Genomic DNA, 24,023 nt, shown 5'->3' on the forward strand with positions numbered 1-24,023 from the left:
TCATACGCCCAGCAGTTCATGCAGCACCGGCATCTTTGCCTGCAATTCGCTGGCATCGAAGCGTTCGACGATGCTGCCGTGCTCCATCACGTAGAAGCGGTCGGCCAGCGGCGCGGCGAAGCGGAAGTTCTGCTCCACCATCACCACCGTGTACCCCTTCTGCTTGAGCATCCGGATCATGCGCGCCAGCGCCTGCACGATCACCGGCGCCAGCCCTTCAGAGATTTCATCGAGCAGCAGCAGGTTGGCGCCGGTGCGCAGGATGCGCGCCACCGCCAGCATCTGCTGCTCGCCGCCCGACAGGCGCGTGCCCTGGCTCTGGCGGCGCTCCTTCAGGTTGGGGAACATGTCGTAGATCTCGGCCTCGCTCATGCCCGATTCCTTGCCTTTGAGCTGCGGGGGCAGCAGCAGGTTCTCCTCGCATGACAGGCTGGAGAAGATCGCGCGCTCTTCGGGGCAGTAGCCGATGCCGTAGTGCGCGATCTTGTGCGTCGGCAGGCCGATGGTCTCGTTGCCGTTGACCTTGATCGAACCCTTGCGCGCGCCGGTCAGGCCCATGATCGCGCGCAGCGTGGTGGTGCGGCCCGCGCCGTTGCGGCCCAGCAGCGTCACCACTTCGCCGCGGTTCACCGTGAGGTCGACGCCGTGCAGGATGTGCGATTCGCCGTACCAGGCCTGCAGGCCCTTGATTTCGAGTGCGGGTGTGTTGTTCGTGCTCATCGTATCGTCCCCCGCTTCAGTGCGCGCCCTGCAGCTCGGCATCGGCCGTGCCCATGTAGGCCTCCATCACGCGCGGGTCCTTCGACACCTCGGCGTAAGGCCCCTCGGCCAGGATCGCGCCACGCTGCAGCACGGTGATCTTGTCGGCGATCGACGAGACCACGCTCATGTTGTGCTCGACCATCAGGATGGTGCGCCCTGCCGAGACCGTCTTGATCAGCTGCGTGACGCGGTCCACGTCCTCGTGGCCCATGCCCTGCGTGGGCTCGTCGAGCAGCATCAGCTCCGGCTCCATCGCCAGCGTGGTGGCGATCTCCAGCGCGCGCTTGCGCCCGTACGGCAGGTTCACTGTCAGCGTCTGCGCGAACTCGGTCAGCCCCACTTGCTCGAGCAGCTCCATGGCGCGGTCGTTGAGCACATCGAGCGAGCGTTCGCTGCGCCAGAACTGGTAAGCGGTGCCAAGCTGGCGCTGCAGCCCGATGCGCACGTTCTCCATCACCGTCAGGTGCGGGAACACCGCCGAGATCTGGAACGAGCGGATCACGCCGCGGCGCGCGATCTGCGCGGGCTTTTCGCGGGTGATGTCGATGCCGTTGAATACGATGGTGCCGGTGGTCGGCTCCAGGAACTTGGTGAGCAGGTTGAAGCAAGTGGTCTTGCCTGCGCCGTTGGGGCCGATCAATGCATGAATCGAGCCGCGCCGGACTTGCAGGTTGACACCGTTGACCGCGGTAAAGCCGCGAAACGACTTGCCGAGGTTGCGGGTCGCCAGGATCAGGTCGTCATGCGGCATGGCCGTGCCTCCTTGTCGTTGACCGCCACGTTGCCGTGGCGAAATGGATGGCGCGCCATGCTCAGCCCTCCACCGGCAGCGTCGCGATCGCATAGGCGTGGCGCAGCGTGCGGCCCAGCACCGGATCTTCCAGTTCGATCTCGAAACGCTGCGCCGGGCGGATGCCGCCGATGGCCGGCACCGTGCCGCACAGCATCGCCGAACCTTCGCCGAAGCTGCCGCCATGGCCAGCAAACCGGCCCAGCAGGTCGGCCGGCGAGCGCATCGCCGTCACCGCACCTTGCTGGTACAGCACGCGTTCGCCGCCGATGGTGGCGTACGAGCGCAGTACCAGCTGGTCCCAGTGGCCCTCCACTTCCGCCAGCTTCCACAGCGTCTGCGCACAGGGCTTCTCGCACATCTGCTTGGACACAGTGATGCCGTAAGTCTCGGCTTCGCGGTCGGTGTGGTCCGAGGCGATGCCCACCAGGATCTCGCCGCCGTCATTGACGAGCAGGAACTCCGCTTCGCCGCTGCTGGCCTCGCCGCTGACCTGGATCTCCGGCGCGGCGCCCAGCCGTTCGGCGGCAACGCGATAGAACACGGGGGTGTAGGGCGGGCGCTTGACGCCCAGTTCTTCCAGCTCGCGGATATGGGCTTCCATGGCCTCGACGTCGCGGCCGGTCCAGCCCGCCACTACCAGCTGGCGGATGGCGACGGCGCGTTGCAATTTGCCCTGGCGGCTGTCGATATCGAAGGTAAGGGTCTTCATGTTCGGGGGCTCTCTGTGCGGGGGAGTGTGGGTGATGGGCGGCCGGCGTCAGCGCCGGCCGCATGGACGGGCTGGCTTACTTCCTGACCAGCGGGCAGGCGCTGGCGCGGAGCGGGCGGAACGCTTCGCTGGCCGGGATCACGCTCTTGATCTTGTAGTAGTCCCACGGGCGCTTCGATTCCTGCGGCCGCTTGACCTCGACCAGGTACATGTCGTGCACCATCAGGCCATCGGCGCGGATGATGCCGTTGGTCGCGAAGAAGTCGTTGACCGGGGTGGCGCGCATTCTGGCGAGCACGGCATCGCTTTCGTCGGTGCGCGCGGCCTGGATCGCCTTCAGGTAGTGCATGGTCGACGAATACACGCCGGCATGGACCAGCGTCGGCATCTTGCCGGTCTTGACGAAGAAGCGCTGCGACCACGCGCGCGTGGCGTCGTCACGGTCCCAGTAGAACGAGGTCGTCAGGGTCATGCCTTGCGCGGCCTGCAGGCCGAGGCTGTGGATGTCGCTGATGAACATGTGCAGGCCCGCCAGCCGCTGCTTGCCGCTGCCGTTGATGCCGAAATCCGCAGCGGTCTTGATCGCGTTGACGGTATCGGCGCCGGCGTTGGCCAGCCCGATCACGCGGGCGCCGGACGCCTGGCCTTGCAGCAGGTACGACGACAGGTCGGCGGAGTTGATCGGGTGCTTCGCCTTGCCCTTGAGCGTGCCGCCGACGCTCGACAGCGCCTCGGTGCCGTCCTTCTCTAGCGATGCGCCCAGCGCGTAGTCGACAGTCAGGAAGTACCAGCTGTTGTCGCCGCGGCGCGCCAGCGCCTTGACCGTGTTGGCGGCGAAGGCGTAGGTGTCGTACGAGTACTGGATGGTGTAGGGCGAGCAGTCCTCGTTGCTCAGCCGCGTGGTGCCGGCACCGCTGGCGATGACGATCTTGTGCTTGAGCTTGCCCAGGTTGGAAACGGCCAGCGCCACCGACGACGGCAGCGCATCCTGGATGACATCGACCTTCTGGTTGTCGAACCAGCCACGCGCCAGCGTGGCGGCCACGTCGGTCTTGTTCTGGTGGTCGGCGCTTACCACCTGCACGGGTGCGCCGAGCACCTTGCCGCCGAAGTCGTCGACAGCCATCTGCGCGGCGATCACCGAGCCCTTGCCGCCGATATCGGAAAAGATGGACGACATGTCGGTGAGCACACCGATCTTGACGATGCCGTCGCTGATGGGGGCGGGGTCGGCCGCCACGGCGGATCCCGAGATGAGGCTGGCGCAGGCGAGCGCGGCCGCGCCGATGCGGATATCAGGCATGTTGTCTCCTTGGGTCTTTGTAGGAATAGTTGGTACTGCTCAGGCTGGGCTTACCTATGGAACTGCCGCAGCGCCGCTTCCACCGCCATGCCGATCGCCAGCAGCCTGCGGTCGGCGCCATGCCGGCCGAACAGCATCAGGCCCACCGGCGCCTCGCCGCGGCGATGGCAAGGGACCGACAGCGCGCACAGGTCGAGCATGTTGGCGATGGCCGGGTTGCGCAGCAGCAGCCGGTTGGTGGCGAAGAAGGCGTCGTCGTTATCGAGGTCGGCGATGCGCGGCGCCACGATCGGCACGGTCGGCAGCATCACGGCATCGAAGCCCGCCAGTTCCGCATCCGCCTGCCGGCACAGCGCGGCACGGCGATCGCGCATGCGCAGGTAGTCGGCAGCGAGCTGGCCGTCGGCCAGCCGGATGCGCGACAGCACGCGCGGGTCGTAGCGGTCGGCGTGCGCCGTCATCAGCTTGCCGTGCCAGGCACTGGCCTCGGCGGCCACCAACCCGCCGCCGTGACCGAGGTCGCCGAGCTGGCCCCAGGTGTCGAAGTCCACGTCCTGCAGCAGCGCGCCGGCGGCGGAAAGCCGGCGCAAGGCGTCGCTGAACGTTTGTGCGACCGTATAGTCGATCCCGTCCAGCACCATTCCGCCGGGCACGGCCAGGCGTAGTCCGGCGAGGCTGGCCGGCGCCGCGGGCGGCGATTCGCCGGCCATCACCGCGTCGACCGCGGCGCAGCACGCGACGGTATTGGCCAGGCAGCCGACCGAGTCGTAGCTGGGCGACAGTGGCACGGTGCCCTGCAGCGGCACCCGGCTCGCGGTGGGCTTGAAGCCGACGATGCCGCACAGCGCTGCCGGGATGCGGCAGGAGCCGCCGGTGTCCGACCCGATCGCGGCCAGCGCCATGCCGTCTGTCACCGAGACCGCCGCGCCGGACGACGAGCCGCCCGGAATGCGCCCGGCCTGCCGGTCGAACGGGTTGCGCGGCGTGCCGTAGTGCGGGTTGATGCCGACGCCGGAATAGGCGAACTCAGTCATGTTGGTCCGGCCGACAAAGACCGCGCCCGCGGCGCGCAGCCGCGCAATGGCCGGGGCATCGGCGCTGGCGGCGCGCTCGGGCAGCACCTTCGCGCCGGCGCGGGTCACATCGCCCTGCACATCGAACAGGTCCTTCACAGACACCGGCACCCCGGCAAGGGCACCGGCCACGCCCTGTTCGCGCAGCATGTCGCTGGCTTGCGCCTGCTTGCGCGCGGCCATGCTGACGCCGTGCGGGAAGACGCGGGCGCCTTCGCCGCCGGGATTGCAGATGCGTTCGACACACGAGGCCAGCAGGGACAGCGCATTGGCGCTGCCGTCGGCAAGCTGGCGCCTGGCGGTGGCTACGGTGGCTTCCATGATCAGGCCGGGTCGTAGTAGTGGATTTCCAGCAGCATGCAGCCGCCGTTGGACCGGAACGGGCCGTGGAACGCGCCGGGCGGCCGGCAGGCGTAGGTGTTGGGCTCGAAGGCTTCGCCGCCGTTGCCGTTGGCATCGTTGCCGACGGTCAGGTCGCCGCTGAGCAGGTACACCTCCTCCCAGTACTCATGGACGAACGGTGCCTTGGTGAAGATGCCCGCATCGAAGCGCAGCAGGCGGGTCCGGCTGCCGCGGCGGCCGCTTTCGTCCAGCGCACCGGACAGGATCTTCTGCTGGATGCCGGCGGGGTAGCCTTCCGGCACTTCCCAGCCGGAGGCCAGGTCCAGGGTATGGAACTCGTCGTGAAGTTTGTTGATCGCCATGCTGATCTCCGTTATCGGGGCAAGGGTTGGGGCAGTCGTTGAGCGGCTCAGGCGGCCTGCGGCAGGCGGGCCAGTTCGTCTTGCAGGGAATAGCTGCCGAGCATGTTGTCGACCAGGCCCGACGCGCGCTGCCAGTCATAGGTGCGGTAGGCGTGCCCCTTGGTGACGAAGGTGGCGCCGGCGTAGAACATCTCGTACTGGTTATGGCGCGAGGCAAACTCGGAGCCGACCGCGTCCCAGGCAAGCTTGAAGAACTTGACGCGCTCCTCCGGGCTGCAGACCGGCGACTTCTGCGTCTTGGCAATGATGTCGGCCACGGTGGGATTGGCGAAATCCTCGATGCTGGAGGGCAGCATGATCATGCCGCCGCCGGCCAGCTCGCGCAGCGTATTGAGGACCTTGGCGTAGAGCTGCTGCGTCACCACCTGCGAGCCGTACAGCATGCCGCGGTCGGGGATGAAGTAGCCGTTCTGGTTGACCTGGCCCTTCGCTTCCATGCCATAGACCCACGCCTCCACCATGCCCGCCTCGGCGGCGAGCTGGCCCAGCAGTTCCTTGACCTGCGGGAAGCCGGCAGTGCCGTTGATCTCGGTGATGCGGTGCGCCAGGCCGACCAGGAAGCGCAGCTTGACCATCAGCCGCACCTGGCACTGGTAGTTCTGGTAGACGTGCGCCGGCGTGGCATGGAACTGCTTCGCGCACATGGCGACGTCGCCCGCGACGAAGATCCGCTCCCAGGGCACCTTGACGTCGTCGAAGTAGAGCACCGCATCGTTCTCGTCGAATCGGCTTGCCAGCGGGTTGTCGAAGACCGAAGTGGCGCTCGCTTCGTACGACTTGCGCGACATCACCTTCAGCCCCTTGCTGTTCATCGGCACCGCGAAGGACAGCGCATACATCTCGTCGCCCTCGCGCAGCGGCTGGATGCAGCTGCAGAAGACCTCGTTGGCCATGATGCCGCTGGTGGCGAGCATCTTCGCGCCGCGCACGGTGATGCCCTCCGCGTCCTGGTCGACGATGCCCACCGCCAGGTACTTGTCTTCCTGCTCATGCGCCGCCTTGGCCTGGTTGGCCTGCGGGTTGACGATGACATAGGTGAGGAACAGGTCGTTGTCGCGGGCGTAGTGGTAGTAGTCACGCAAGGCGCCGGCGCGCGCCGGATCGGCCTGCTCGAGCACGTCGATGCCCATGTACATGCCGGAGATGCACGACGCGACATGGTCGGGCGAACGGCCCATGAAGCCGTAGTGCAGCGCGGTCCAGGCTTCCAGCATCTCGCGGCGCTCGACCAGTTCGTTGTAGCTGGCGGGCAGTTGCCAGATGCGGCTGACGCGCCGGTCGCTGCCCTCCGGCTGGAACGTCATCCTGTCGACGTTCTCGGGACGCGCCTGGAAGTCGTACAGACTGGCATAGCTGCGGATCGAGTTGCGGAAGGCGGGATGCACCGTAACGTCGGTGACGCGCTTGCCATCGAGGTACACTTCGCGCCCATCGCGCAGCATGGCGATGTGCTGGGTGCCGGTCTTGATCATGTCGTTCTCCTGTGCTGACTGCTTGTGTTGTTGGATTCAGGCGGCGGCAGGGCTGTCTTCCAGCGCCCGGTATTTGCCGCCAAAGAAGATCAGCGGCCGGCCGTCGTGGCGGGCCTGGTGACGGACCACCCGCCCGATAAAGATCACGTGGTCGCCGCCGTCGTGCTGCGCATAGGGCTCGCATTCAAAGGTCGCCAGCGTGTCCGGCAGCAGCACAGGGCTGCCGCCGCGTTCCTCGGTGGCGCCAAAGTGGATGCCATCCCACTTGCCCGAGTTGGCGCGGGCGAAGCGGTTCGAGATCTCCTGTTGCGCCTCGGCCAGCACGTTGACCGCGTAGCGCGGCGCGCTGCGCAGGTCGGCCAGGCTCAGGCAGCGGCGATCGACCGAAAACAGCACGAGAGGCGGATCCAGCGATACCGAGTTGAACGACGCCACCGTGATGCCGACCGGAACCTCGCCGGCGCGCGGCGCAGTGATCACGGCAACGCCGGTTGCGAACATGGCCAGCGCGTTGCGGAAATTGCGCTGCGCGTCGGCGTCCACCACGACGCCCCGATCGACAGATGACTCAGCCATCACGACTCCTACGCATGTTTGGGCAACCGATCCCGGCGCCGCAGTTTGTTTAATTAGCTTTGTAACTTAGGTTTCATTGAATGCTAACAAGCTGCGGTATTCAAGCTGGTGGAAACCCTAGGCGGCAGGTTTGGCACGGTCGCGGCGTCGCCGCGTGAATGCCGAAAAGCCTTGTGGCACAACGGTTTGCGGGAGACGGAGGGAATGCGGCGGGAGGTTGCGAAGGGGCTGGCGGCAGCATGAAGCAACCCTATCGCCAGCATGGCGCCTGCGCGTCGGCGCATTGCCCGGTGCTAGACTCGGCCGCACTTTCCCTGACCAGCGGGTTCGCGCAGTTTCGCTTTTCCCCCCCGGTCGTACACTCTCCGCAGCCAGGAATGCGCCCCATGAAAATCGAGCAAGACAAACTCCCCATCTACATGGACTACAGTGCGACGACGCCGGTGGATCTCCGCGTCGTCGACAAGATGGTGCCGTTCCTGCACCAGCAGTTCGGCAACCCGGCATCGCGCAGCCACAGCTATGGCTGGCAGGCGGAAGCGGCGGTGGAAACGGCGCGCGCGCACGTTGCAGCGCTGCTCAATGCCGACTCGCGCGAGATCGTCTGGAGCTCCGGCGCGACCGAAGGAAACAACCTCGCGATCAAGGGCGCGGCGCATTTCTATCGCGGCAAGGGCAATCACATCATCACGGTAAAAACCGAGCACAAGGCCGTGCTCGATACCTGCCGCGAACTGGAGCGGCAAGGCTTCGATGTGACGTATCTCGATGTGGGGGCCGACGGCCTGATCGACCTCGATGTGCTGCGCGCGGCGCTGCGGCCGGACACCATCCTGGTGTCGGTGATGATGGTCAACAATGAGATCGGCGTGATCCAGCCGGTCGCGCAGATTGGCGAAATCTGCCGCGCGGCGGGCATCGTGTTCCACTGCGACGCGGTGCAGGCCGCGGGCAAGATCCCGATCGACCTGACGGCGCTGAAGATCGACCTGCTGACCGTGACCGCACACAAGGTCTACGGGCCGAAGGGCATCGGCGCACTGTACGTGCGCCGCAAGCCGCGCATCCGGCTGGAGGCGCAGATCCATGGCGGCGGCCATGAGCGCGGCATGCGTTCCGGCACGCTGCCGACGCACCAGATCGTGGGCATGGGTGAAGCCTTCCGGCTGGCGAGGCTGGAACTGGAAGAGGAGGGACGCCGTGTCGGCGCGTTGCGCGACCGGCTGCTCGCGGGCCTGTCGCGGCTGGACGAGGTCTACGTCAACGGCAGCCTGGAACACCGCATTCCGCACAACCTGAACATCAGCTTCAACTATGTCGAGGGCGAGTCCCTGATCATGGGCATCAAGGACGTGGCGGTGTCTTCGGGATCGGCCTGCACCTCGGCATCGCTGGAGCCGTCGTTCGTGCTGCGCGCGCTGGGCCGCAGCGACGAGCTGGCGCACAGCTCGATCCGCTTTACGCTGGGCCGCTACACCACCGAGGCGGAAGTCGACGAAGTCATCCGGCAGGTCAGCGCCACGGTGTCGAAACTGCGCGAACTCAGCCCGCTATGGGAGATGCACCAGGAGGGCATCGATGTCGGCACGGTGCAATGGGCCGCGCATTGACGGCGGCGTGCCGCTAGCCTTTCAGGCGGCGCGCCTGCAGGTGCTCCAGGTCGAGTGCGGCACGGTCACCGTTGGCGACGAGGCGGTCGACCACCGAACACAGCACCTTGAACTCGGTGCGGGTGACGCCGTCGAACAGCACGTCGTTGATCTGCTGCTGCACTGGCAGCAGTTCATTGAGCAGCTTGTTGCCCGCCGTGGTGATGGTCAGGCGCATCTTGCGCTTGTCGTCCGGATGCGCCTTCTTGTCGATCAGGCCAAGCTTCTTCAGCTTGCCGGTCTCGATGGTGATGAACGGCCCGCTCAGGTGCAGGTGGTCGGCCAGCTGGTTTACCGTCACCTCGTCCTGCTGCGACAGGTGGGCGATCGAGCGGATCAGCGAATACTGCACGCCGGTCAGTCCGACCAGGTTGCCAAAGCCGTCCCGCACCGACAGCAGCCGCGCGGCAAACGGGAGCAATCCATTGACAAGGTGCCGGAACTCGCGGTCCGAGCCATCCACCAGGCAAGCCGGATGTGTGATAGTCAGGGTCTTGTTTGCAGGAGTCGTAGCCATCGGCGGATTGTTCAATTAGCTTGTAATGCAAGCTTTGTGCCAAATTCTACCAAACTCGCCGCGCGGTGCCCCCTGCGCTGTCCGGCCTCATTTCTTGCACCAAGGCGTTACATCGTATGAACCCGATCTCCCTATCCGAAGCCCAGGCGCTGCTGGCCCGCTATGTCGACGCCAAGGACAACAACCGTCCCGCGCTGATCCACGAGGCGTTCACGCCGAATGCGACGCTGACCTTCTCGATCGACACCGACACCATCAGCTTTCCGGCAAAGACGGAAGGTGCCGCGGCGATTGCGGCGACGCTGGTGACTGACTTCGCCAAGACTTTCGACCGCTGCCGGACCTACTACGTCGGCGACTTGTCGCTCGCCGCGGAGGGAGCCACGCTGACGGTCCCGTGGCTGGTGCTGATGCGCGAGACGGCGGCGCACACCTTGCGCGTGGGGAGGGGCATCTACCGCTGGGGCTTTGCCTGGCAGCAGGATGGAACGTACCGCATCGGCAGCCTGCACATCCATATCGCGCGGATGGACGTGATGCCGGATGCCGGCGCGGCCATGCTGGCGGCCTTGCAGGCTGCGCTGCCGTATCCCTGGCTGCCGTCGCAGACGCTGCAGGCGTCAGCCGCAGCCCAGGCATCGGCTGACGCCAGGCTGGCGTTCCTGAAAGAATTTGTCTAAGGGCGCCCTTGCCGGCAGGACGAACCTGCCGGCACGAGGCATCAAAGCCCCAATACCAGCTTGGCGATGATATTGCGCTGGATTTCGTTCGATCCGCCGTAGATCGACGCCTTGCGGTAGTTGAAATAGCGCGGCGCCAGCACGGCGGCATAGTCCGGTCCCACGCGCGGCGCGGCCTCGCGGCCCTGGATCCCGGCCCAGGTGTCCTGCACGAACGGCAGTGCCGCGGGACCGGCGGCCTCTACCGCCAGCTCGCTGACCGCCTGCAATGTCTCCGTGCCGGTGAGCTTCAGCGTGCTGGACGCCGCACCGATAGACGTGCCCGATTCCACGCCCGAGAACACGCGCAGCTCGACCGCCTCCAGCGCGGCCGTGCGCACATGCAGCGCGGCCAGCTTGCGCCGGAAGGCGGGATCGTCGAGCAGCCGCCCGCCATCGTCGGCGGCCTGTTCCGCGGCAATTTGTGCCACCTTGGCCAGCTGCTTGCGCAGCATCGGGCTGTAGGTGCCGCCACGCTCGAACTCCAGCAGGTACTTGGCGTAGGTCCAGCCCTTGCCTTCCTCGCCGATGCGGTTCTCCGCCGGTACGCGCACGTTCTCGAAGAAGACCTGGTTCACCTCCTGCTGCCCGGCCACGGGACCGTCCAGCGTCGGCAGCGGCGACACCGTGATGCCGGGCGCATGCATGTCGAGCAGCAGGAACGAGATGCCTTCCTGCCGCTTCGACTCGCGGCTGGTGCGCACCAGGCAGAACATCCAGTCGGCCCACTGCGCATGCGTGGTCCAGATCTTGGATCCGTTCAGGATGTAGTGCTCGCCGTCGCTGTCGGTGCCGGGATCCGCGCGTAGCTGCAATGAGGCGAGGTCGGAGCCGGAATTGGGCTCGGAGTAGCCCTGGCACCACCACACCTCCGAGGCCAGGATCGGGGGCAGGAAGCGCGCCTTCTGCGCGGGCGTGCCGTACTTCATGATCACCGGCGCCACCATCTTCAGCCCCATCGGCGACACCGGCGGGCAGCCGGCCGCGGCCAGTTCGGACTGGAAGATAAAGCGCTGCGTCGGCGTCCATCCCGGGCCGCCGTATTCCTGCGGCCAGTTGGGCGCGGCCCAGCCGCGCGCATGCAGCGCCTTCTGCCAGCGCACCTGGCCGGCCTTGTCGAGATAGCCGTTCTTGGACTGCGCCATCATCGCGCGCAATTCGTCGTCATACGCCTCGGCGATCCAGGCGCGCACGTCTTCACGGAACTGCTGGTCTTGCGGGGAGAAATCGAGATGCATCGACGGACCTCGCTGGGGTAGTCGTCAGGGATTGGCGGTTCAGGCCGCGGCGGGATAGAGCAGGTCGGCGTAGCGGCGCAGGTGGTGCTCGGCCGAGCCGAACTGCAGGTCGATCGCAGTGACGCGCTTGAAGTAGTGGCCCACCGCCAGTTCCTCCGTAACGCCCATGCCGCCGTGGATCTGCACCGCGCCCTGGCCGACGAAGGCACCGGCCTGGCCGGCCTGGACCTTGGCCGCGCACGCCGCCTGCGCGAACGCTGCCGGTGCGCCGCCCGCCTGCATCGCCGCGACCTGCGTAAGTGCCACGGATTGCTCCAGCTGCATAGACATGTCGGCCATGCGGTGCTGCAGCACCTGGAACGTGCCGATCGGCACGCCGAACTGCTTGCGCTGGCGCGCATAGTCGATGGTGTCGGCCAGCATGCGCGCCATCGCGCCGTTGGCTTCGGCTGCCAGCGCGACCATGGCGTGGTCGCACAGCCGCTCGATCAGCGCGAAGGCCTCGCCTTCGGCGCCGATGCGCTGGCTGGCCGGCACTTGTACGTTGTCTAGCAGCACCTCGGCCGCGCGCAGGCCGTCGAAGGTCGGGTATTCGCGCAGGGTGACGCCCGGTGTGTCGCGCGCGACCCAGAACAGGCTGATGCCGTCCCGGTCGCGGCGCGCACTGGCGGTGCGGGCGCTGACCACCAGGTGCGAAGCGAAGGGCGCGCCTACCACGGCGTGCTTGTGCCCGCTCAGCTTGTAGCCGTTGCCCGCGCGCGTGGCGCTGGCCTGCACGTCATGCCGGCAATAGCGGCTGGCGGGCTCGGCATGTGCCCAGGCGGCAGTGGCCTCGCCGCCGATGATGGCGGGCAGCCATTGCGCCGCCAGCTCCGGATTGCCTTGCGCCAGAGCGCCGCCGGCCAGCACCACGGTGCCAAGATACGGCTCCAGCACCAGGTGGCGGCCGATCTGCTCCATCACGATCATGTGCTCGGCCGCACCGCCGCCGAGCCCGCCAAATGCCTCGGGAAAGCCAGCGCCCAGGATGCCGAGGTCGCGCGCGAAGGCACGCCAGCAATCGGGCCGCCAGCCCGCCGCGGATTGCACCGCGGCTCGGCGCGCTTCAAAAGCGTAGTGGTCGGCCAGGTAACGCGCGAGCGTGTCGCGCAGCATCGATTGTTCTTCGCTGAACTTGAAATCCACCTCGGCTCCTTCGGGAATGGGGGAAGGCGTGGCTGCGATCGCCCGCAGAGAGCATGATCCGGGCACGCTGGCGGGCGGCGCATCGTCGCATCGGACGAAGGTGCGCAGCGGTCGCACAGAGTCAGCACAGAGCCCGCACAGAGCCCGCACAGGGACCCCACTTCGCCGATGCATGCGGCACCGCATCAAAATGCCGACGCCGCGCTTCGTCGCTTCCGACGATGGTTGAACCGGCGGGTCGTTCACAGAATGCGGGATCACCCATCCCAATCCAGCGAAACCCTGTCGAGGAGCTCAACGCCATGCATCCGTCCATCCACGCGCAGCGCACGCCAGAGAAGCCGGCCGTCATCATGGGCAGCAGCGGAGCAGTCGTCACATACCGCGAGCTGGACGAGCGTTCGAACCAGGTGGCACATCTCTTTCGGACGTTGGGACTGCGCCCGGGCGATCGCGTGGCTTTCATGCTGGAGAACAATCCGCGCATGTTCGAGCTGTGCTGGGGCGCGCAACGCAGCGGTATCGTCTATATCTGCCTGAGCACCAAGCTGAACGCGGCCGACGCCGCTTATATCCTCAATGACAGCGCCGCGCAGATGCTGGTGACCACGCACGCCATGGCGGAGATCGCGGCCACGCTGGTGGCGCAGACGCCGGCGCTGAAGCGCCGGCTGATGCTCGACGGCACGGTGCCCGGCTACGATGCATATGAACCGGCGTTGGCAAGCTGCCCAACGACGCGCATCGCAGACGAAGTGACCGGCGGCGACATGCTTTATTCCTCCGGCACCACGGGGCGGCCCAAAGGCGTGTACGCCCCGCCGGGCAGCCCGCGCATCGAGGATCCCACCACGCTGACCAGCCTGTGCCAGCGGCTCTATGGCTTCGATGCCGACACCCGCTACCTGTCGCCGGCGCCGCTGTACCATGCCGCGCCGTTGCGCTACAACATGTCGGTGCAGGCGCTGGGCGGCACCGCGGTGGTGATGGAGCATTTCGACGCTGAGCAGTACCTGCAACTGGTGCAGCAGTACCGCATCACCCATACGCAGCTGGTGCCGACGATGTTCTCGCGCATGCTAAAGCTGCCCGAGGCGCGGCGCCAAGCTTGCGATGTGTCCTCGCTGCGCGTGGCGATCCATGCCGCGGCGCCGTGCCCGGTGCAGGTCAAGGAGGCGATGATCGCGTGGTGGGGGCCGGTGATCTGGGAGTACTACGCCGGCACCGAGGGCAACGGCGTGACCGTGGTCAGCACGCAGGAATGGCTGCAGCGCAAGGGCACCGTGGGCCGGGCCATGGTCGGCAAGCTGCGCATCTGCGGCCCCGACGGCGAACCGCTGCCGCCGGGCGAGCCCGGCACGATCTATTTTGCCGAAGGCCGGGCCTTCGAATACCACAACGACCCGGCCAAGACCGCGGAATCGCGCCATCCGCAGCATCCGGACTGGAGCACGATCGGCGATGTCGGCTATGCCGATGCCGACGGGTACCTGTTCCTGACTGACCGCAAGGCCAACATGATCATCTCCGGCGGCGTCAACATCTATCCGCAGGAGGCCGAGAATCTGCTGATGACGCACCCCAAGGTGCTGGACGTGGCGGTGATCGGGGTACCCAACGAGGATTTCGGCGAAGAGGTCAAGGCCGTCGTGCAGCCGGCCGACATGGCCCAGGCCGGGCCGGAGCTGGCGGCCGAACTGATTGCGTTCTGCCGCGCCAACCTGTCCACCATCAAATGCCCGCGCTCGGTCGATTTCGAGTCCGAGCTGCCGCGCCTGCCGACCGGCAAGCTGCTCAAGCGGCTGCTGCGCGACCGCTATTGGGCAGCCCACGGTAACAAGCTGGTGTAAGGGCGGTCCCGGCATCTGGCCGGGAGAGCGGGGCGTTGGGGTGGTCCGGGGCCCTTAATCCAGCCGGAAGGCCGCCTGAAGAGACCCTGAACCCTCGGCAGCGCGCGGCCGCACGCGTTTACGCCATAATTCTGTGTTCCATCACAGTCACGCCCGCCCGCGCTGCTGCACGGGCGAGCGCATCGCTTCGCATTGCCGCATCGACGGTGCGGCGCGGAAGACGACAAAAGGCCAATGGCAAGTATCGAGGAGACCGGGCGGCGCATGCCGTCTGCCACTGGCGCCGGCGCCGCTGCGCTGGCCGCCAAGCTGCGTCCGCCGCTGCTGACGCCGTTCCAGGTCGAGCGCGCGGCGATCTGCGACGCCGTGTGCGCCGCGGACTTCGTCAAGCTCGTGCTGGTGCGCGCGCCCGCGGGCTTTGGCAAGACCACCGCCATGCTCCAGTGCCGTGCGCGCCTGGAAGCCGCTGGCGGGCGCACCGCCTGGCTCACCCTTGACCGCTCCGACAACGATGCCACCCGCTTCCTGGGCTCGATCGGGGCCGCCATCGCGCAGGCGCTCGGCGCCGCGGCCCAGCCGCCCCGCTTGGGGCTGGTGCAGGATCCCGGCGAGCAGGCGCTCGCCCTGATCGACCGGCTGGCCAGCCACAGCGGCGCCTTCACGCTGTTCCTCGACGATTTCGAATCGATCCAGAACGCCGCCGTCAGCGGCCTGGTGTGGCAGATGGTCGAAAGCCTGCCGCCGGGCTGCCGTGTCGTGATCGGCACCCGCTGGGTGCCGGAGAGCGGCCTGGGCCGGCTGCGCGCGCGCGGCGAGCTGCTCGAGATCGAGCCCGCGCAACTGCGCTTCAGTGCCAGCGAGACCGAATCCTTCCTGCGCCACGCCCGTGGGCTCAAATTGCAGCCAGCCGCGATCAGCGCGCTGCACCGGCGCACCGAAGGCTGGGCCACGGCGCTGTGGCTGGCCTCGGTAGCAATGGAACGGCGCAGCCAGCCCGAGGGCTTCATCGCCGGCTTTTCCGGCTCCAACGCGGCGATTGCCGACTATCTGGTCGAAGACGTCTTCCTGCACCTGCCCGAGGCGGTGCGGGACTTCCTGTTGCGGACCTCGATCCTGGACCAGCTCTGCGGCCCGCTGTGCGACGCGGTCTGCCAGGCCACTATGCCATCCGCGGTCGGCGCCGGCAGCAGCGACGAGATCCTGGCCTGGCTGGAGCGCGCCAACCTGTTCCTGCTGCCGCTGGAGAGCGAGCGCTACGGCGAGCGCGGCACCGGCGCGGCACCGGAGCAGTGGTACCGCTATCACAGCCTGTTTTCCGGCTTCCTGCGCGGCCAGCTGGTGCAGTCGACGCCCGAGGCCGTGCCGCCATTGCACCTGGCTGCCTCGCGCTGGTATGAATCGCAGGGCCGTCCGGTGCCCGCCATCGAGCACGCACTCGCGGCCGGCGCGCTGGGCCATGCGCTGGAATTGCTGGACAGCGCCGTCGATGACCTGCTGGGGCAGGGCCGCATGCGGCTGCTGACGCGCTGGCTGGAGGCGGTACCGGCGCAAGAGCTGGCTCGCTGGCCCAAGCTGCAGATCGCGCATGCGTGGGCGGTGTCGTTCACGCGCGGCCCGGCCGACGCGATCGCGCTGCTGCAGGCGATTCCGACCGAAGGCGCGGCCGGCGACCTGCTCGCGCATATCCGCGCGCTGCGCCACGTGCTGCTCAACATGATGGACCGCTTCGACGACGCGCGCGCCTTCGCCCGCAACGAGGTGCCGCCGCTGCCGATGGGCTACGCCTTCCCGGACGCGATCCTGGGCACGTCGATGGCGCGGCTGGCCGCGGTTATCGGCGATTATCCCGAGGCGCGCCGGCTGCTGCAGATCGCGCGCCAGGCCGTGCGCGGCTCGGACAGCAACTTCAACAAGATCTTCTCCGAAGCGGTCGAAGGCCTGATCGACCTGCGCCAGGGACGGCTGCAGCAGGCGCTGGCGCGCTTTCGTATTGCCGCGCGCACGATGCTGCCGAACCGCTTCGGCCCGACCAACGGCAACGCCATGGCCGGCATCCTGCTGGCCGAAGGGCTGTACGAGAGCGGCGATACCGAACGCGCCAGCCGGCTGCTCAACGTGTACCTGCCGCTGTCGCGCGACCTCGGCCTGCCGGATCAGATCATCACCGGCCATACCGTGCTGGCGCGCATCGCCTTCGAGCGAGGCGAGACCGACCAGGCGCATGAATGGCTGGCGCAGCTGGAGGCGCTCGGCCACCACCGCGGCCTGACCCGGCTGGTGATGGCGGCGATGCTGGAGCGCGCGCGGCTGGCGCTGCGCCAGGGCAATGTGCACGCCGCGCAAGAGGCGATCGAGCGCGCCGCCGACCCCGCGCTGTGGCGCACGCGTCCGGGCGTCAGTTCGTTTGCCAGCGACGTCGAGGACATCTTTGTCGGAAGGCTGCGGCTTGACGTGCATGCCCGCCCCGGCGCGCAGGTGCGCGACGCGATCGAGCGCGAACTGGCGGCCGCCACCAGCAACCAGCTGATGCGCCGCGCGCTCAAGCTGCGCATCCTGCTGGCACAGGCGTGGCAGCGCAGCGGCGACGGTGCGCATGCGCTGGTGGTGATGGGCGAGGCGTTGCGCTTCGGCGCGGCCGAGGGATTCGTGCGGATTTTTGCCGACGAAGGCGACGACGTGCGCCGGCTGGTGGCCGACGCCTGCGCGCGCCAGGGCGCGAGCCTGCCATCCGCCTATGTGGAAAAGCTGCTGCAGGCATGCGGCCAGCAAGCCGGCGAAGCGCCTGGCGGCACCACCGGCCGTCCCGCACCGCCGGCGCTGGTGGAGCCGCTGACGCCCAAGGAGCAGAAGGTGCTGCAGTTGCTGGCCGAAGGCTTTTCCAATGTCGCCATGGCCGAGCGCCTGTTTGTGTCCGAGACCACGGTGCGCACGCACCTGCGCAATATCAGCGCCAAGCTGCACGCCAGCAACCGCACCCAGGCGGTGGCGATCGCGCGGCAGCTGGGCCTGCTCTGAGCCGGTCGCCGCAAGCGCAGCTGCGCGCGGCGCCTGGGCCCGGATGCCGACTCAGTGCCGACTCAGATGCCGATGAACTCGGCGAATTCCGTCAGCGGCGCGCGCGCCGCGCGCAACTGGTTGGCCGGCGCCTCGGGATCCTCGTAGCCGATCGCCATGCCGGTGAACAGCATGCGCTCGGCGGGCAGCTGCAGGAAGCTGCCGATGGTCTCCGGATACATCGCCCAGCATTCCTGCGCGCAGCTGTCGAGCCCTTCCTCGCGCAGCAGCAGCATCACGCTCTGCAGGTACATGCCAAGGTCCGACCACTGCGGCGGGCCCATGCGCCGGTCCACGGTGCAGAACAGCGCCAGCGGCGCGCCGAAGAAGGTGAAGTTGTTGGCGAACTGCGCCAGCCGCCGCGCCTTGTCTTCACGCGGAATGCCGAGGTAGTGGTAGAGCGCCTCGCCCACCTCGAAGCGCCGGTCGCGGTAGGGCGCGACCAGTTCGGGCGGGTAGACGTTGTATTCGCGGTCTTCGCCTTTGGGCGTGCGCGAGATGCGCTCGCGCATGATGCCGCGCAGGCGCTCCAGCGCCTCGCCGCCGATCACGTGGATGTGCCAGGGCTGCAGGTTGCCGCCCGACGGCGCGCGCGCCGCGGCATCGAGCACGCGGCGGATGGTGTCGGCTGGCACGGGTTTGGGCAGGAAGCCGCGGACGGACTTGCGGCTGGCGACGGCTTGACTGACTTTCATGCTGACTCCGGAAAAAACGGTGGGGCGCTGGCTTCAGGCGCTTCAGGCGAACGGCGGCTCGCCGCGCCAGTCGAAGAAGTCCGGCAGGTCTTGCGAGACGGTGTCGGGGAACGCAGCCTGACGCTTTTCCAGGAATGCGCTGACGCCTTCCTTGACGTCGGCGGAGCGCCCGCGCGACTGGATCGCCCGGCTGTCGAGCTTGTGCGCCTCCATGGGGTGGCTGGCGCCGGCCATGCGCCAGATCAGCTGGCGCGAGATCGCCACCGAGACCGGCGCGGCGTTGTCGGCGATCTCGCGCGCGATCGCCCGCGCCGCCGGCAGCAGGTCCTCGGGTGCATGCAGCGAGCGCACCAGCCCGCGTTCATGCGCCTCCTGCGCGGAGAACACCCGGCCGGTATAGCACCATTCCAGCGCCGTCGAAACGCCGACCACGCGCGACAGGAACCACGACGACGCGGCCTCCGGCGTGATGCCGCGGCGCGCAAACACGAAGCCGAACTTGGCGTCGGTCGACGCCAGCCGGATATCCATCGGCAGCTGCATGGTCACGCCCACGCCGACGGCGGCGCCGTTGACCGCGGCAATCACCGGCTTGAGGCTGCGGAAGATGCGCAGCGACACGCGGCCGCCGCCGTCGCGGTGCGCCGTGTCGGGGCTGGCGCCATAGCGCTTCTCGTAATCGAACGTCGAGCTGCCGCCGGACAGGTCGGCGCCGGCGCAGAAGGCGCGGCCCGCGCCGGTGACGATCACCGCGCGGACGTTGTCGTCGGCATCGGTGGCGTCGAAGGCGGCGATCAGGTCCTGCATCATCTGCGCGGTGAAGGCGTTGAGCTGGTCCGGGCGATGCAGGGTGATAGTGGCTACGCCGTCTTCGACGGCGTAGCGCAGGGTTTCGAACGAAGGCGTGGCTTGCGTCATGGCGACTCCTGCTGAGGAAAGGGGGCGGGGTGCTGCGGGCCGGAAGGCGGCAAGGGCCCGGAACGGCGCGGGGACAGCCAACACTAGTGCAGAATGCGCCGCCTGCAATCGTCGCTTCCGACGAAGCATGGCGCGGGCCCGCGCCTTAGACTGGCCCGACCGCCGCCAAGGCCCGCTTCCAAGGCCCGCTAGCTGACAGCACAAAGGACAATCATGAAGACTCGAATCACCGAACTGCTTGGCATCCGCTACCCGATTATCCAGGGCGGCATGCAATGGGTCGGCTACGCGGAAATGGCCGCGGCCGTCTCCAACGCCGGCGGGCTGGGCATCCTCACCGCGCTGACGCAGCCGACCCCGGAGGCGCTGGGCGAGGAAATCCGCCGCTGCCGTGATATGACCGACAAGCCATTTGGCGTGAACCTGACGCTGCTGCCTTCGATCAACCCCCCGCCGTACGCGCGCTACCTCGACGTCATCATCGAGAACGGCGTCAAGGTGCTGGAGACCGCCGGCAACAACCCCAAGGAACATATCGCGCGCGCCAAGGCCGCCGGCATGAAGGTGATCCACAAGTGCGTGGCGATCCGCCATGCGCTGTCGGCCGAGCGCCTGGGCGTGGACGCGGTGTCGATCGACGGCTTCGAGTGCGCCGGCCACCCCGGCGAAGACGATGTCCCGGGCATGGTGCTGATCCCGCTGGCGGCACGCAAGCTGTCGGTGCCGGTGATTGCCTCGGGTGGCATCGCCGACGGCCGCGGCATGGCCGCCGCGCTGGTGCTGGGTGCCGAGGGCGTGAACATGGGTACGCGCTTCTGCGCCACCCAGGAAGCGCCGATCCACGACAACGTCAAGCAGGCGCTGGTGCAGGCCAGCGAGCGCGACACCAACCTGATCTTCCGCACGCTGCATAACACCGCGCGGGTGCTGAAGAATGCTGTGTCGGACGAAGTCGTGAGCATCGAACGCCGCCCCGGCGGGGCGCAGTTCGAAGACGTCAAGCACCTGGTAGCCGGCGTGCGCGGCAAGGCTGCGCTGAAGGCGGGCGAGACCGATGGCGGCATCATCAGCGCCGGCCAGTGCGTGGGCCTGATCGACGATGTGCCGAGCTGCGAGGAGCTGCTCGCGCGCATGGTCCGCGAATGCCGCGAGCACCTTGGCTCGGCCTCGCGCTGCTTTGCCTGACGCCATGGCCGAAGCCGGAATCGAGGCGGCGCTGCCGCAGGCGGCCGATAGCACCGGTGGTGCAGCCGTGCCGGAAGGCTTCGTGCCGCTGCGGGGGCTGGGCGGCTACATGGCCAACTTCGGCCAGCTCTACCTGAACCGCGAACGCCGCACGCTGGCGGTGCGCATCGACGAGAGCCATCTGAACAACCTGGGCATCCCGCATGGCGGCATGCTGGCGACGCTGGCCGATACCGCCATCGGCATGATGATGTCGCTGGAGACCGGCCGCGTGAAAAGCGCGGTCACCGTCAACCTGAGCCTGGACTTCCTGGACTCCGCGCGCCTGGGCGACTGGGTCGAGGCACGCGTGGAGTTCGACAAGCTCGGCTCGCGGCTGCGCTACGGCAACTGCCGGCTGGTCAGCGGTGAACGCTGCCTGCTGCGTGCGACAGCAATCTTCGCGGTGCTCGGCCCGCGCAGCTGAGGTAGCCCCGACAGCCGCCTGAGGCGGCCGGCTAACTTCGTCGCTTCCGACGACGCTGGCCGGCCGGCCGGGGACAACAATACGGGCTAACCCTGCCGGCAGTTCGCTGGCACCGAACAAGGAGATCACATGGCAGAGGCATATATCGTCGCCGCGGCACGGACCGCCGGCGGGCGCAAGGGCGGCAAGCTGTCGGGCTGGCATCCGGCCGACCTTGCCGCGCAGGTGCTCGATGCGCTGGTCGAGCGTTCCGGCGCCGATCCCGCGCTGGTCGAAGACGTCATCATGGGCTGTGTCAGCCAGGTCGGAGAGCAGGCCGGCAACGTGGCGCGCAACGCCATCCTCGCTTCGCGGCTACCGGAAAGCGTGCCGGGCACGTCGGTCGACCGCCAGTGCGGCTCGTCGCAGCAGGCGCTGCACTTTGCCGCGCAGGCGGTGATGTCGGGCGCGATGGATATCGTGATCGCGGCCGGCGTGGAAAGCATGACGCGCGTGCCGATGGGCCTGTCTTCGCAGTTGCCGGCCAAGAACGGCTTCGGCGTGCCCAAGAGCCCGGGTGTCGAAGCGCGCTACCCCGGCGTGCAGTTCAGCCAGTTCACCGGCGCCGAGATGATCGCGCGCAAGTACAACCTGTCGCGCGAGCAGCTCGATGCTTACGCGCTGCTCAGCCACCAGCGTGCGGTGGCTGCGACCCAGGCGGGGCGCTTCAATGCCGAGATCGTCCCGGTCGAAGTGCGTACCGCAGAGGGCGCCAACGGCGAAATGCATACCGCTGACGAAGGCATTCGCTATGACGCCACGCTGCAGAGCATTGGCGCAGTCAAGCTGATCGCCGAAGGCGGGCGCGTGACAGCTGCCTCCTCGAGCCAGATCTGCGATGGCGCCGCCGGCCTGCTGGTGGTCAACGAGGCTGGCCTGAAGAAGCTCGGCGTCAAGCCGCTGGCGCGCGTGCACCATATGACCGTGATCGGCCACGACCCGGTGGTGATGCTCGAAGCGCCGCTGCCGGCCACCATGCACGCGCTGAAGAAGGCTGGCATGCGCATCAACGACATCGACCTGTTCGAAGTCAACGAAGCCTTCGCACCGGTGCCGCTGGCCTGGCTGCAGGCAACCGGCGCCGATCCGGAGCGCCTCAACGTGCATGGCGGCGCGATTGCGCTGGGCCATCCGCTGGGTGGCTCGGGCGCCAAGCTGATGACGACGCTGGTGCATGCGCTGCATACGCACGGCAAGCGCTACGGCCTGCAGACCATGTGCGAAGGCGGCGGGCTGGCCAACGTGACCATCGTCGAGCGCTTGTAAGGCGTTGGCGCTTGCGTCTGGCGCCTGCGCCAGGAATGCGGCAATAAAGGGTAGAAAGAGTAGTAAAGGGTAGTAAAGGGAGAAGGACCGGCGGCGCGGGCATGTCAATGTGCCCGCGCCAGTTGCCGGAGCGATTGCCGCCGCATTTCACGGAAAAAAGAAAACCCGCCGTCAGGCGGGTTTGTCGTTGTTGCGCGTAGCGCCTGTGGTACCTGTCCTGGCCTTCAGGCAAAGGTGAGGGCGTCGCGGCGTTCCGGCCGATCCAGGTGCGGGATGTTGTTGAAGCTCAGCAATCGCTGCACGCCGCGGCCGACAATGATCTCGCAGAACGCGGTATTGCGGAACTGCAGGTTCATTTCGATGGCAGTGGCCGCGGGGGCGCCGAGGAGGTCTGCCGTGGCGCGACCGATGGCGCCACCGGAACTGACCACGAGGATGGCGTCTTCACGCGTGGTGCCTTCGCAGGCTTGCGTCAGCGCGCCGGCAATGCGCGCGCCGAAATCGGCCCAGCTTTCCGTCATGTCGGCCAGGCCATCCTGGGTCCAGGCATGGTACGCGGCGCGGAAAGTGCGCCAGTAATCGTTGTAGTCGCCGTTCTGGTGGGCGCGGTGGTCGGCGCCGCCGGTGTGGCAGCGGTACAGCGCCTCGCCGTCATATTCATTCAGGCCGGGATGCGTGGCAATTTCCGCTTGCGGCTGGCCCATCGCGGCCAGGATCTCGCGCGCGGTGTCCTGCTGCCGCACCAGGTTGCCCGCTGCCACGCGTGCGAAGCGCAAGCCGCGCTCGCTGAAGTATTCGCCCAGCCAGCGCGCTTGCTGGCGGCCTGTCTCCGACAGGCAGTCGTAGTTGGCGGCGCCAAACGAGGCTTGTCCGTGACGGACGAGGAAAAGCGTGGCCATGTGCGGTATCAGTGGGCGTCAATGCAGTCAGCGTGGACGCATTCTAGAGAGACCGTGCGCCGCCGCCTAGCAAGCGCTACGGAATTCATGGCGGCCATGGGCGCGATGCATGACCGCGCGAATTCAGGCCTGGGCGTTGTCAGTGACGCCGAGGTACCCTGCCATCATGCGGCTCAATTCGGGGATCATCCGTTCATCGTCGAGATGCAGGGGCCCGCCATCGTTCAGCACCGCATTGACCAGCACGCTGAAGACCGCCTGCATGGCAAAGCGCACACGCAACTCGGCGATATCCGCGGGCAGCGACAGACGCGGCACCAGCAATTGCACCATCCGCTCGATGATCGCTTCGCCACTCTGGCGGTGGGGCAGCCACTCTTCCGGTTTCGTCGAGGCATGCCGCAGCGATGCGCGCATCACGCCGCGATTGGCCAGCGTGCCCAGCACCATGAAGCGCGCGGCTTTGTCGAGCAGCACGGAGGTTGGCACGTCTTCCCAGCGGTCCTGCGCGAGGTAGCGGTCGATCGATGCCGAGGTTTCCTCCATCACCAGCGCACGCAACGCCTCGAAATAAGCCATCTTGTCGCGGAAGCGGCCATAGAAAGCGCCCACCGACACCTGACACGCAGCGGCGATCTGCGCCACCGAAACCGCGGTGAAATCGCGCTTCGCCAGCAATTCGCGGCCCGCGCCGAGCAGGGCCTGCTCGGTTTCGCGCGCGCGCCGCTGCCGCGGCGGCTGCAGGATCGAAGGCGTATCGATACGGGGGAAGGAGGAGGTGGCCGAAAGGCCGGACGACGTCGCTGGCATGGGGATGTTCCGTATTCGAATGCGGATTCGCTTTTGAAAAATACCGGTGCGCGCAGCGCGGCGTCAAGGCTTTTGTCGGGT

General features: G+C 67.5%; 22 protein-coding genes. 7 read left to right on the top strand and 15 right to left on the bottom strand.

Annotated elements, in window-relative coordinates:
* From ACIP1U_RS26670 to ACIP1U_RS26705, 8 genes are all read right to left on the bottom strand, one after another.
* The gene (locus ACIP1U_RS26670; RefSeq protein ID WP_400321629.1) at window positions 1-720 is read right to left on the bottom strand and encodes an ABC transporter ATP-binding protein; all 720 of its coding nucleotides are present in this window, start codon (window positions 718-720) and stop codon (window positions 1-3) included.
* 16 nt (window positions 721-736) lie between these two features.
* A complete protein-coding gene (locus ACIP1U_RS26675; protein WP_400321631.1) occupies window positions 737-1,513 on the bottom strand; it encodes an ABC transporter ATP-binding protein in 777 nt (258 codons plus the stop codon).
* A 61-nt stretch (window positions 1,514-1,574) separates the two neighbouring features.
* Window positions 1,575-2,264: a DUF2848 domain-containing protein gene (locus ACIP1U_RS26680; RefSeq protein WP_400321634.1), complete on the bottom strand. Its 690-nt coding sequence runs from the start codon at window positions 2,262-2,264 to the stop codon at window positions 1,575-1,577.
* 76 nt (window positions 2,265-2,340) lie between these two features.
* Window positions 2,341-3,567: an ABC transporter substrate-binding protein gene (locus tag ACIP1U_RS26685; protein ID WP_400321637.1), complete on the bottom strand. Its 1,227-nt coding sequence runs from the start codon at window positions 3,565-3,567 to the stop codon at window positions 2,341-2,343.
* A 50-nt stretch (window positions 3,568-3,617) separates the two neighbouring features.
* Complete coding sequence (locus tag ACIP1U_RS26690; protein WP_400321640.1) at window positions 3,618-4,961, bottom strand: amidase; 1,344 nt, start codon at window positions 4,959-4,961, stop codon at window positions 3,618-3,620.
* A 2-nt stretch (window positions 4,962-4,963) separates the two neighbouring features.
* Window positions 4,964-5,344: a cupin gene (locus ACIP1U_RS26695; RefSeq protein ID WP_400321643.1), complete on the bottom strand. Its 381-nt coding sequence runs from the start codon at window positions 5,342-5,344 to the stop codon at window positions 4,964-4,966.
* A gap of 47 nt (window positions 5,345-5,391) precedes the next feature.
* Window positions 5,392-6,876, bottom strand: a complete 1,485-nt coding sequence (locus ACIP1U_RS26700; RefSeq protein ID WP_400321646.1) for a 4-hydroxyphenylacetate 3-hydroxylase family protein — start codon at window positions 6,874-6,876, stop codon at window positions 5,392-5,394.
* A 36-nt stretch (window positions 6,877-6,912) separates the two neighbouring features.
* Window positions 6,913-7,452, bottom strand: a complete 540-nt coding sequence (locus ACIP1U_RS26705) for a flavin reductase family protein (protein ID WP_400321649.1) — start codon at window positions 7,450-7,452, stop codon at window positions 6,913-6,915.
* A 386-nt stretch (window positions 7,453-7,838) separates the two neighbouring features.
* Here ACIP1U_RS26705 and ACIP1U_RS26710 point away from each other — a divergent pair, with 386 nt between their 5' ends.
* The gene (locus ACIP1U_RS26710) at window positions 7,839-9,062 is read left to right on the top strand and encodes an IscS subfamily cysteine desulfurase (RefSeq protein WP_400321652.1); all 1,224 of its coding nucleotides are present in this window, start codon (window positions 7,839-7,841) and stop codon (window positions 9,060-9,062) included.
* 13 nt (window positions 9,063-9,075) lie between these two features.
* Here the strand turns inward: ACIP1U_RS26710 and ACIP1U_RS26715 are convergent, their stop codons facing one another.
* Window positions 9,076-9,618 (bottom strand): MarR family winged helix-turn-helix transcriptional regulator, encoded by a 543-nt coding sequence (locus tag ACIP1U_RS26715; RefSeq protein ID WP_400321655.1) that lies wholly within the window; start codon window positions 9,616-9,618, stop codon window positions 9,076-9,078.
* 116 nt (window positions 9,619-9,734) lie between these two features.
* On the opposite strand from ACIP1U_RS26715, the gene ACIP1U_RS26720 reads away from it, so the two are divergent.
* Complete coding sequence (locus tag ACIP1U_RS26720) at window positions 9,735-10,298, top strand: nuclear transport factor 2 family protein (protein WP_400321657.1); 564 nt, start codon at window positions 9,735-9,737, stop codon at window positions 10,296-10,298.
* Window positions 10,299-10,339: 41 nt separating this feature from the next.
* On the opposite strand, the gene ACIP1U_RS26725 is transcribed toward ACIP1U_RS26720, so the two are convergent.
* Together ACIP1U_RS26725 and ACIP1U_RS26730 are read right to left on the bottom strand one after the other, a co-directional pair.
* The gene (locus ACIP1U_RS26725) at window positions 10,340-11,575 is read right to left on the bottom strand and encodes an acyl-CoA dehydrogenase family protein (RefSeq protein ID WP_400321660.1); all 1,236 of its coding nucleotides are present in this window, start codon (window positions 11,573-11,575) and stop codon (window positions 10,340-10,342) included.
* A gap of 39 nt (window positions 11,576-11,614) precedes the next feature.
* Window positions 11,615-12,760: an acyl-CoA dehydrogenase family protein gene (locus tag ACIP1U_RS26730; protein WP_400321663.1), complete on the bottom strand. Its 1,146-nt coding sequence runs from the start codon at window positions 12,758-12,760 to the stop codon at window positions 11,615-11,617.
* A 302-nt stretch (window positions 12,761-13,062) separates the two neighbouring features.
* Here ACIP1U_RS26730 and ACIP1U_RS26735 point away from each other — a divergent pair, with 302 nt between their 5' ends.
* A complete protein-coding gene (locus tag ACIP1U_RS26735) occupies window positions 13,063-14,610 on the top strand; it encodes an AMP-binding protein (RefSeq protein ID WP_400321666.1) in 1,548 nt (515 codons plus the stop codon).
* Between the two features lie 234 nt (window positions 14,611-14,844).
* Window positions 14,845-17,625 carry a LuxR C-terminal-related transcriptional regulator gene (locus ACIP1U_RS26740; RefSeq protein ID WP_400321669.1) on the top strand — a complete coding sequence of 927 codons (2,781 nt, stop codon included), beginning with the start codon at window positions 14,845-14,847 and terminating at the stop codon, window positions 17,623-17,625.
* A gap of 62 nt (window positions 17,626-17,687) precedes the next feature.
* On the opposite strand, the gene ACIP1U_RS26745 is transcribed toward ACIP1U_RS26740, so the two are convergent.
* The gene (locus ACIP1U_RS26745; RefSeq protein WP_400321672.1) at window positions 17,688-18,359 is read right to left on the bottom strand and encodes a nitroreductase; all 672 of its coding nucleotides are present in this window, start codon (window positions 18,357-18,359) and stop codon (window positions 17,688-17,690) included.
* A gap of 42 nt (window positions 18,360-18,401) precedes the next feature.
* Entirely contained in the window at window positions 18,402-19,277 is an 876-nt protein-coding gene (locus ACIP1U_RS26750; protein ID WP_400321675.1) for a crotonase/enoyl-CoA hydratase family protein, read from the bottom strand.
* A 210-nt stretch (window positions 19,278-19,487) separates the two neighbouring features.
* Here ACIP1U_RS26750 and ACIP1U_RS26755 point away from each other — a divergent pair, with 210 nt between their 5' ends.
* The 3 genes from ACIP1U_RS26755 (at window position 19,488) to ACIP1U_RS26765 (ending at window position 22,233) form a co-directional block, all read left to right on the top strand.
* Window positions 19,488-20,462, top strand: coding sequence for an NAD(P)H-dependent flavin oxidoreductase (locus ACIP1U_RS26755; RefSeq protein ID WP_400321709.1), 975 nt, complete (start codon window positions 19,488-19,490; stop codon window positions 20,460-20,462).
* Between the two features lie 4 nt (window positions 20,463-20,466).
* Window positions 20,467-20,928, top strand: coding sequence for a PaaI family thioesterase (locus tag ACIP1U_RS26760; protein ID WP_400321678.1), 462 nt, complete (start codon window positions 20,467-20,469; stop codon window positions 20,926-20,928).
* Window positions 20,929-21,057: 129 nt separating this feature from the next.
* Window positions 21,058-22,233 (top strand): acetyl-CoA C-acetyltransferase, encoded by a 1,176-nt coding sequence (locus tag ACIP1U_RS26765; protein ID WP_400321681.1) that lies wholly within the window; start codon window positions 21,058-21,060, stop codon window positions 22,231-22,233.
* 224 nt (window positions 22,234-22,457) lie between these two features.
* Here the strand turns inward: ACIP1U_RS26765 and ACIP1U_RS26770 are convergent, their stop codons facing one another.
* A complete protein-coding gene (locus ACIP1U_RS26770) occupies window positions 22,458-23,132 on the bottom strand; it encodes a histidine phosphatase family protein (RefSeq protein WP_342916196.1) in 675 nt (224 codons plus the stop codon).
* A gap of 123 nt (window positions 23,133-23,255) precedes the next feature.
* A complete protein-coding gene (locus ACIP1U_RS26775; protein ID WP_400321684.1) occupies window positions 23,256-23,942 on the bottom strand; it encodes a TetR/AcrR family transcriptional regulator in 687 nt (228 codons plus the stop codon).
* Between the last annotated feature and the right edge of the window lie 81 nt (window positions 23,943-24,023).

The sequence above is a fragment of the Cupriavidus sp. NPDC089707 genome (assembly GCF_044748965.1).
Taxonomy (GTDB): domain Bacteria; phylum Pseudomonadota; class Gammaproteobacteria; order Burkholderiales; family Burkholderiaceae; genus Cupriavidus.

Excerpts from the sequence above, each read along its gene's own strand:
- ACIP1U_RS26670 (WP_400321629.1), bottom strand. The coding sequence starts at position 720 with ATGAGCACGAACAACACACCCGCACTCGAAATCAAGGGCCTGCAGGCC.
- ACIP1U_RS26675 (WP_400321631.1), bottom strand. The coding sequence starts at position 1,513 with ATGCCGCATGACGACCTGATCCTGGCGACCCGCAACCTCGGCAAGTCG.
- ACIP1U_RS26680 (WP_400321634.1), bottom strand. The coding sequence starts at position 2,264 with ATGAAGACCCTTACCTTCGATATCGACAGCCGCCAGGGCAAATTGCAA.
- ACIP1U_RS26685 (WP_400321637.1), bottom strand. The coding sequence starts at position 3,567 with ATGCCTGATATCCGCATCGGCGCGGCCGCGCTCGCCTGCGCCAGCCTC.
- ACIP1U_RS26690 (WP_400321640.1), bottom strand. The coding sequence starts at position 4,961 with ATGGAAGCCACCGTAGCCACCGCCAGGCGCCAGCTTGCCGACGGCAGC.
- ACIP1U_RS26695 (WP_400321643.1), bottom strand. The coding sequence starts at position 5,344 with ATGGCGATCAACAAACTTCACGACGAGTTCCATACCCTGGACCTGGCC.
- ACIP1U_RS26700 (WP_400321646.1), bottom strand. The coding sequence starts at position 6,876 with ATGATCAAGACCGGCACCCAGCACATCGCCATGCTGCGCGATGGGCGC.
- ACIP1U_RS26705 (WP_400321649.1), bottom strand. The coding sequence starts at position 7,452 with ATGGCTGAGTCATCTGTCGATCGGGGCGTCGTGGTGGACGCCGACGCG.
- ACIP1U_RS26710 (WP_400321652.1), top strand. The coding sequence starts at position 7,839 with ATGAAAATCGAGCAAGACAAACTCCCCATCTACATGGACTACAGTGCG.
- ACIP1U_RS26715 (WP_400321655.1), bottom strand. The coding sequence starts at position 9,618 with ATGGCTACGACTCCTGCAAACAAGACCCTGACTATCACACATCCGGCT.
- ACIP1U_RS26720 (WP_400321657.1), top strand. The coding sequence starts at position 9,735 with ATGAACCCGATCTCCCTATCCGAAGCCCAGGCGCTGCTGGCCCGCTAT.
- ACIP1U_RS26725 (WP_400321660.1), bottom strand. The coding sequence starts at position 11,575 with ATGCATCTCGATTTCTCCCCGCAAGACCAGCAGTTCCGTGAAGACGTG.
- ACIP1U_RS26735 (WP_400321666.1), top strand. The coding sequence starts at position 13,063 with ATGCATCCGTCCATCCACGCGCAGCGCACGCCAGAGAAGCCGGCCGTC.
- ACIP1U_RS26740 (WP_400321669.1), top strand. The coding sequence starts at position 14,845 with ATGGCAAGTATCGAGGAGACCGGGCGGCGCATGCCGTCTGCCACTGGC.
- ACIP1U_RS26745 (WP_400321672.1), bottom strand. The coding sequence starts at position 18,359 with ATGAAAGTCAGTCAAGCCGTCGCCAGCCGCAAGTCCGTCCGCGGCTTC.
- ACIP1U_RS26750 (WP_400321675.1), bottom strand. The coding sequence starts at position 19,277 with ATGACGCAAGCCACGCCTTCGTTCGAAACCCTGCGCTACGCCGTCGAA.
- ACIP1U_RS26760 (WP_400321678.1), top strand. The coding sequence starts at position 20,467 with ATGGCCGAAGCCGGAATCGAGGCGGCGCTGCCGCAGGCGGCCGATAGC.
- ACIP1U_RS26765 (WP_400321681.1), top strand. The coding sequence starts at position 21,058 with ATGGCAGAGGCATATATCGTCGCCGCGGCACGGACCGCCGGCGGGCGC.
- ACIP1U_RS26770 (WP_342916196.1), bottom strand. The coding sequence starts at position 23,132 with ATGGCCACGCTTTTCCTCGTCCGTCACGGACAAGCCTCGTTTGGCGCC.
- ACIP1U_RS26775 (WP_400321684.1), bottom strand. The coding sequence starts at position 23,942 with ATGCCAGCGACGTCGTCCGGCCTTTCGGCCACCTCCTCCTTCCCCCGT.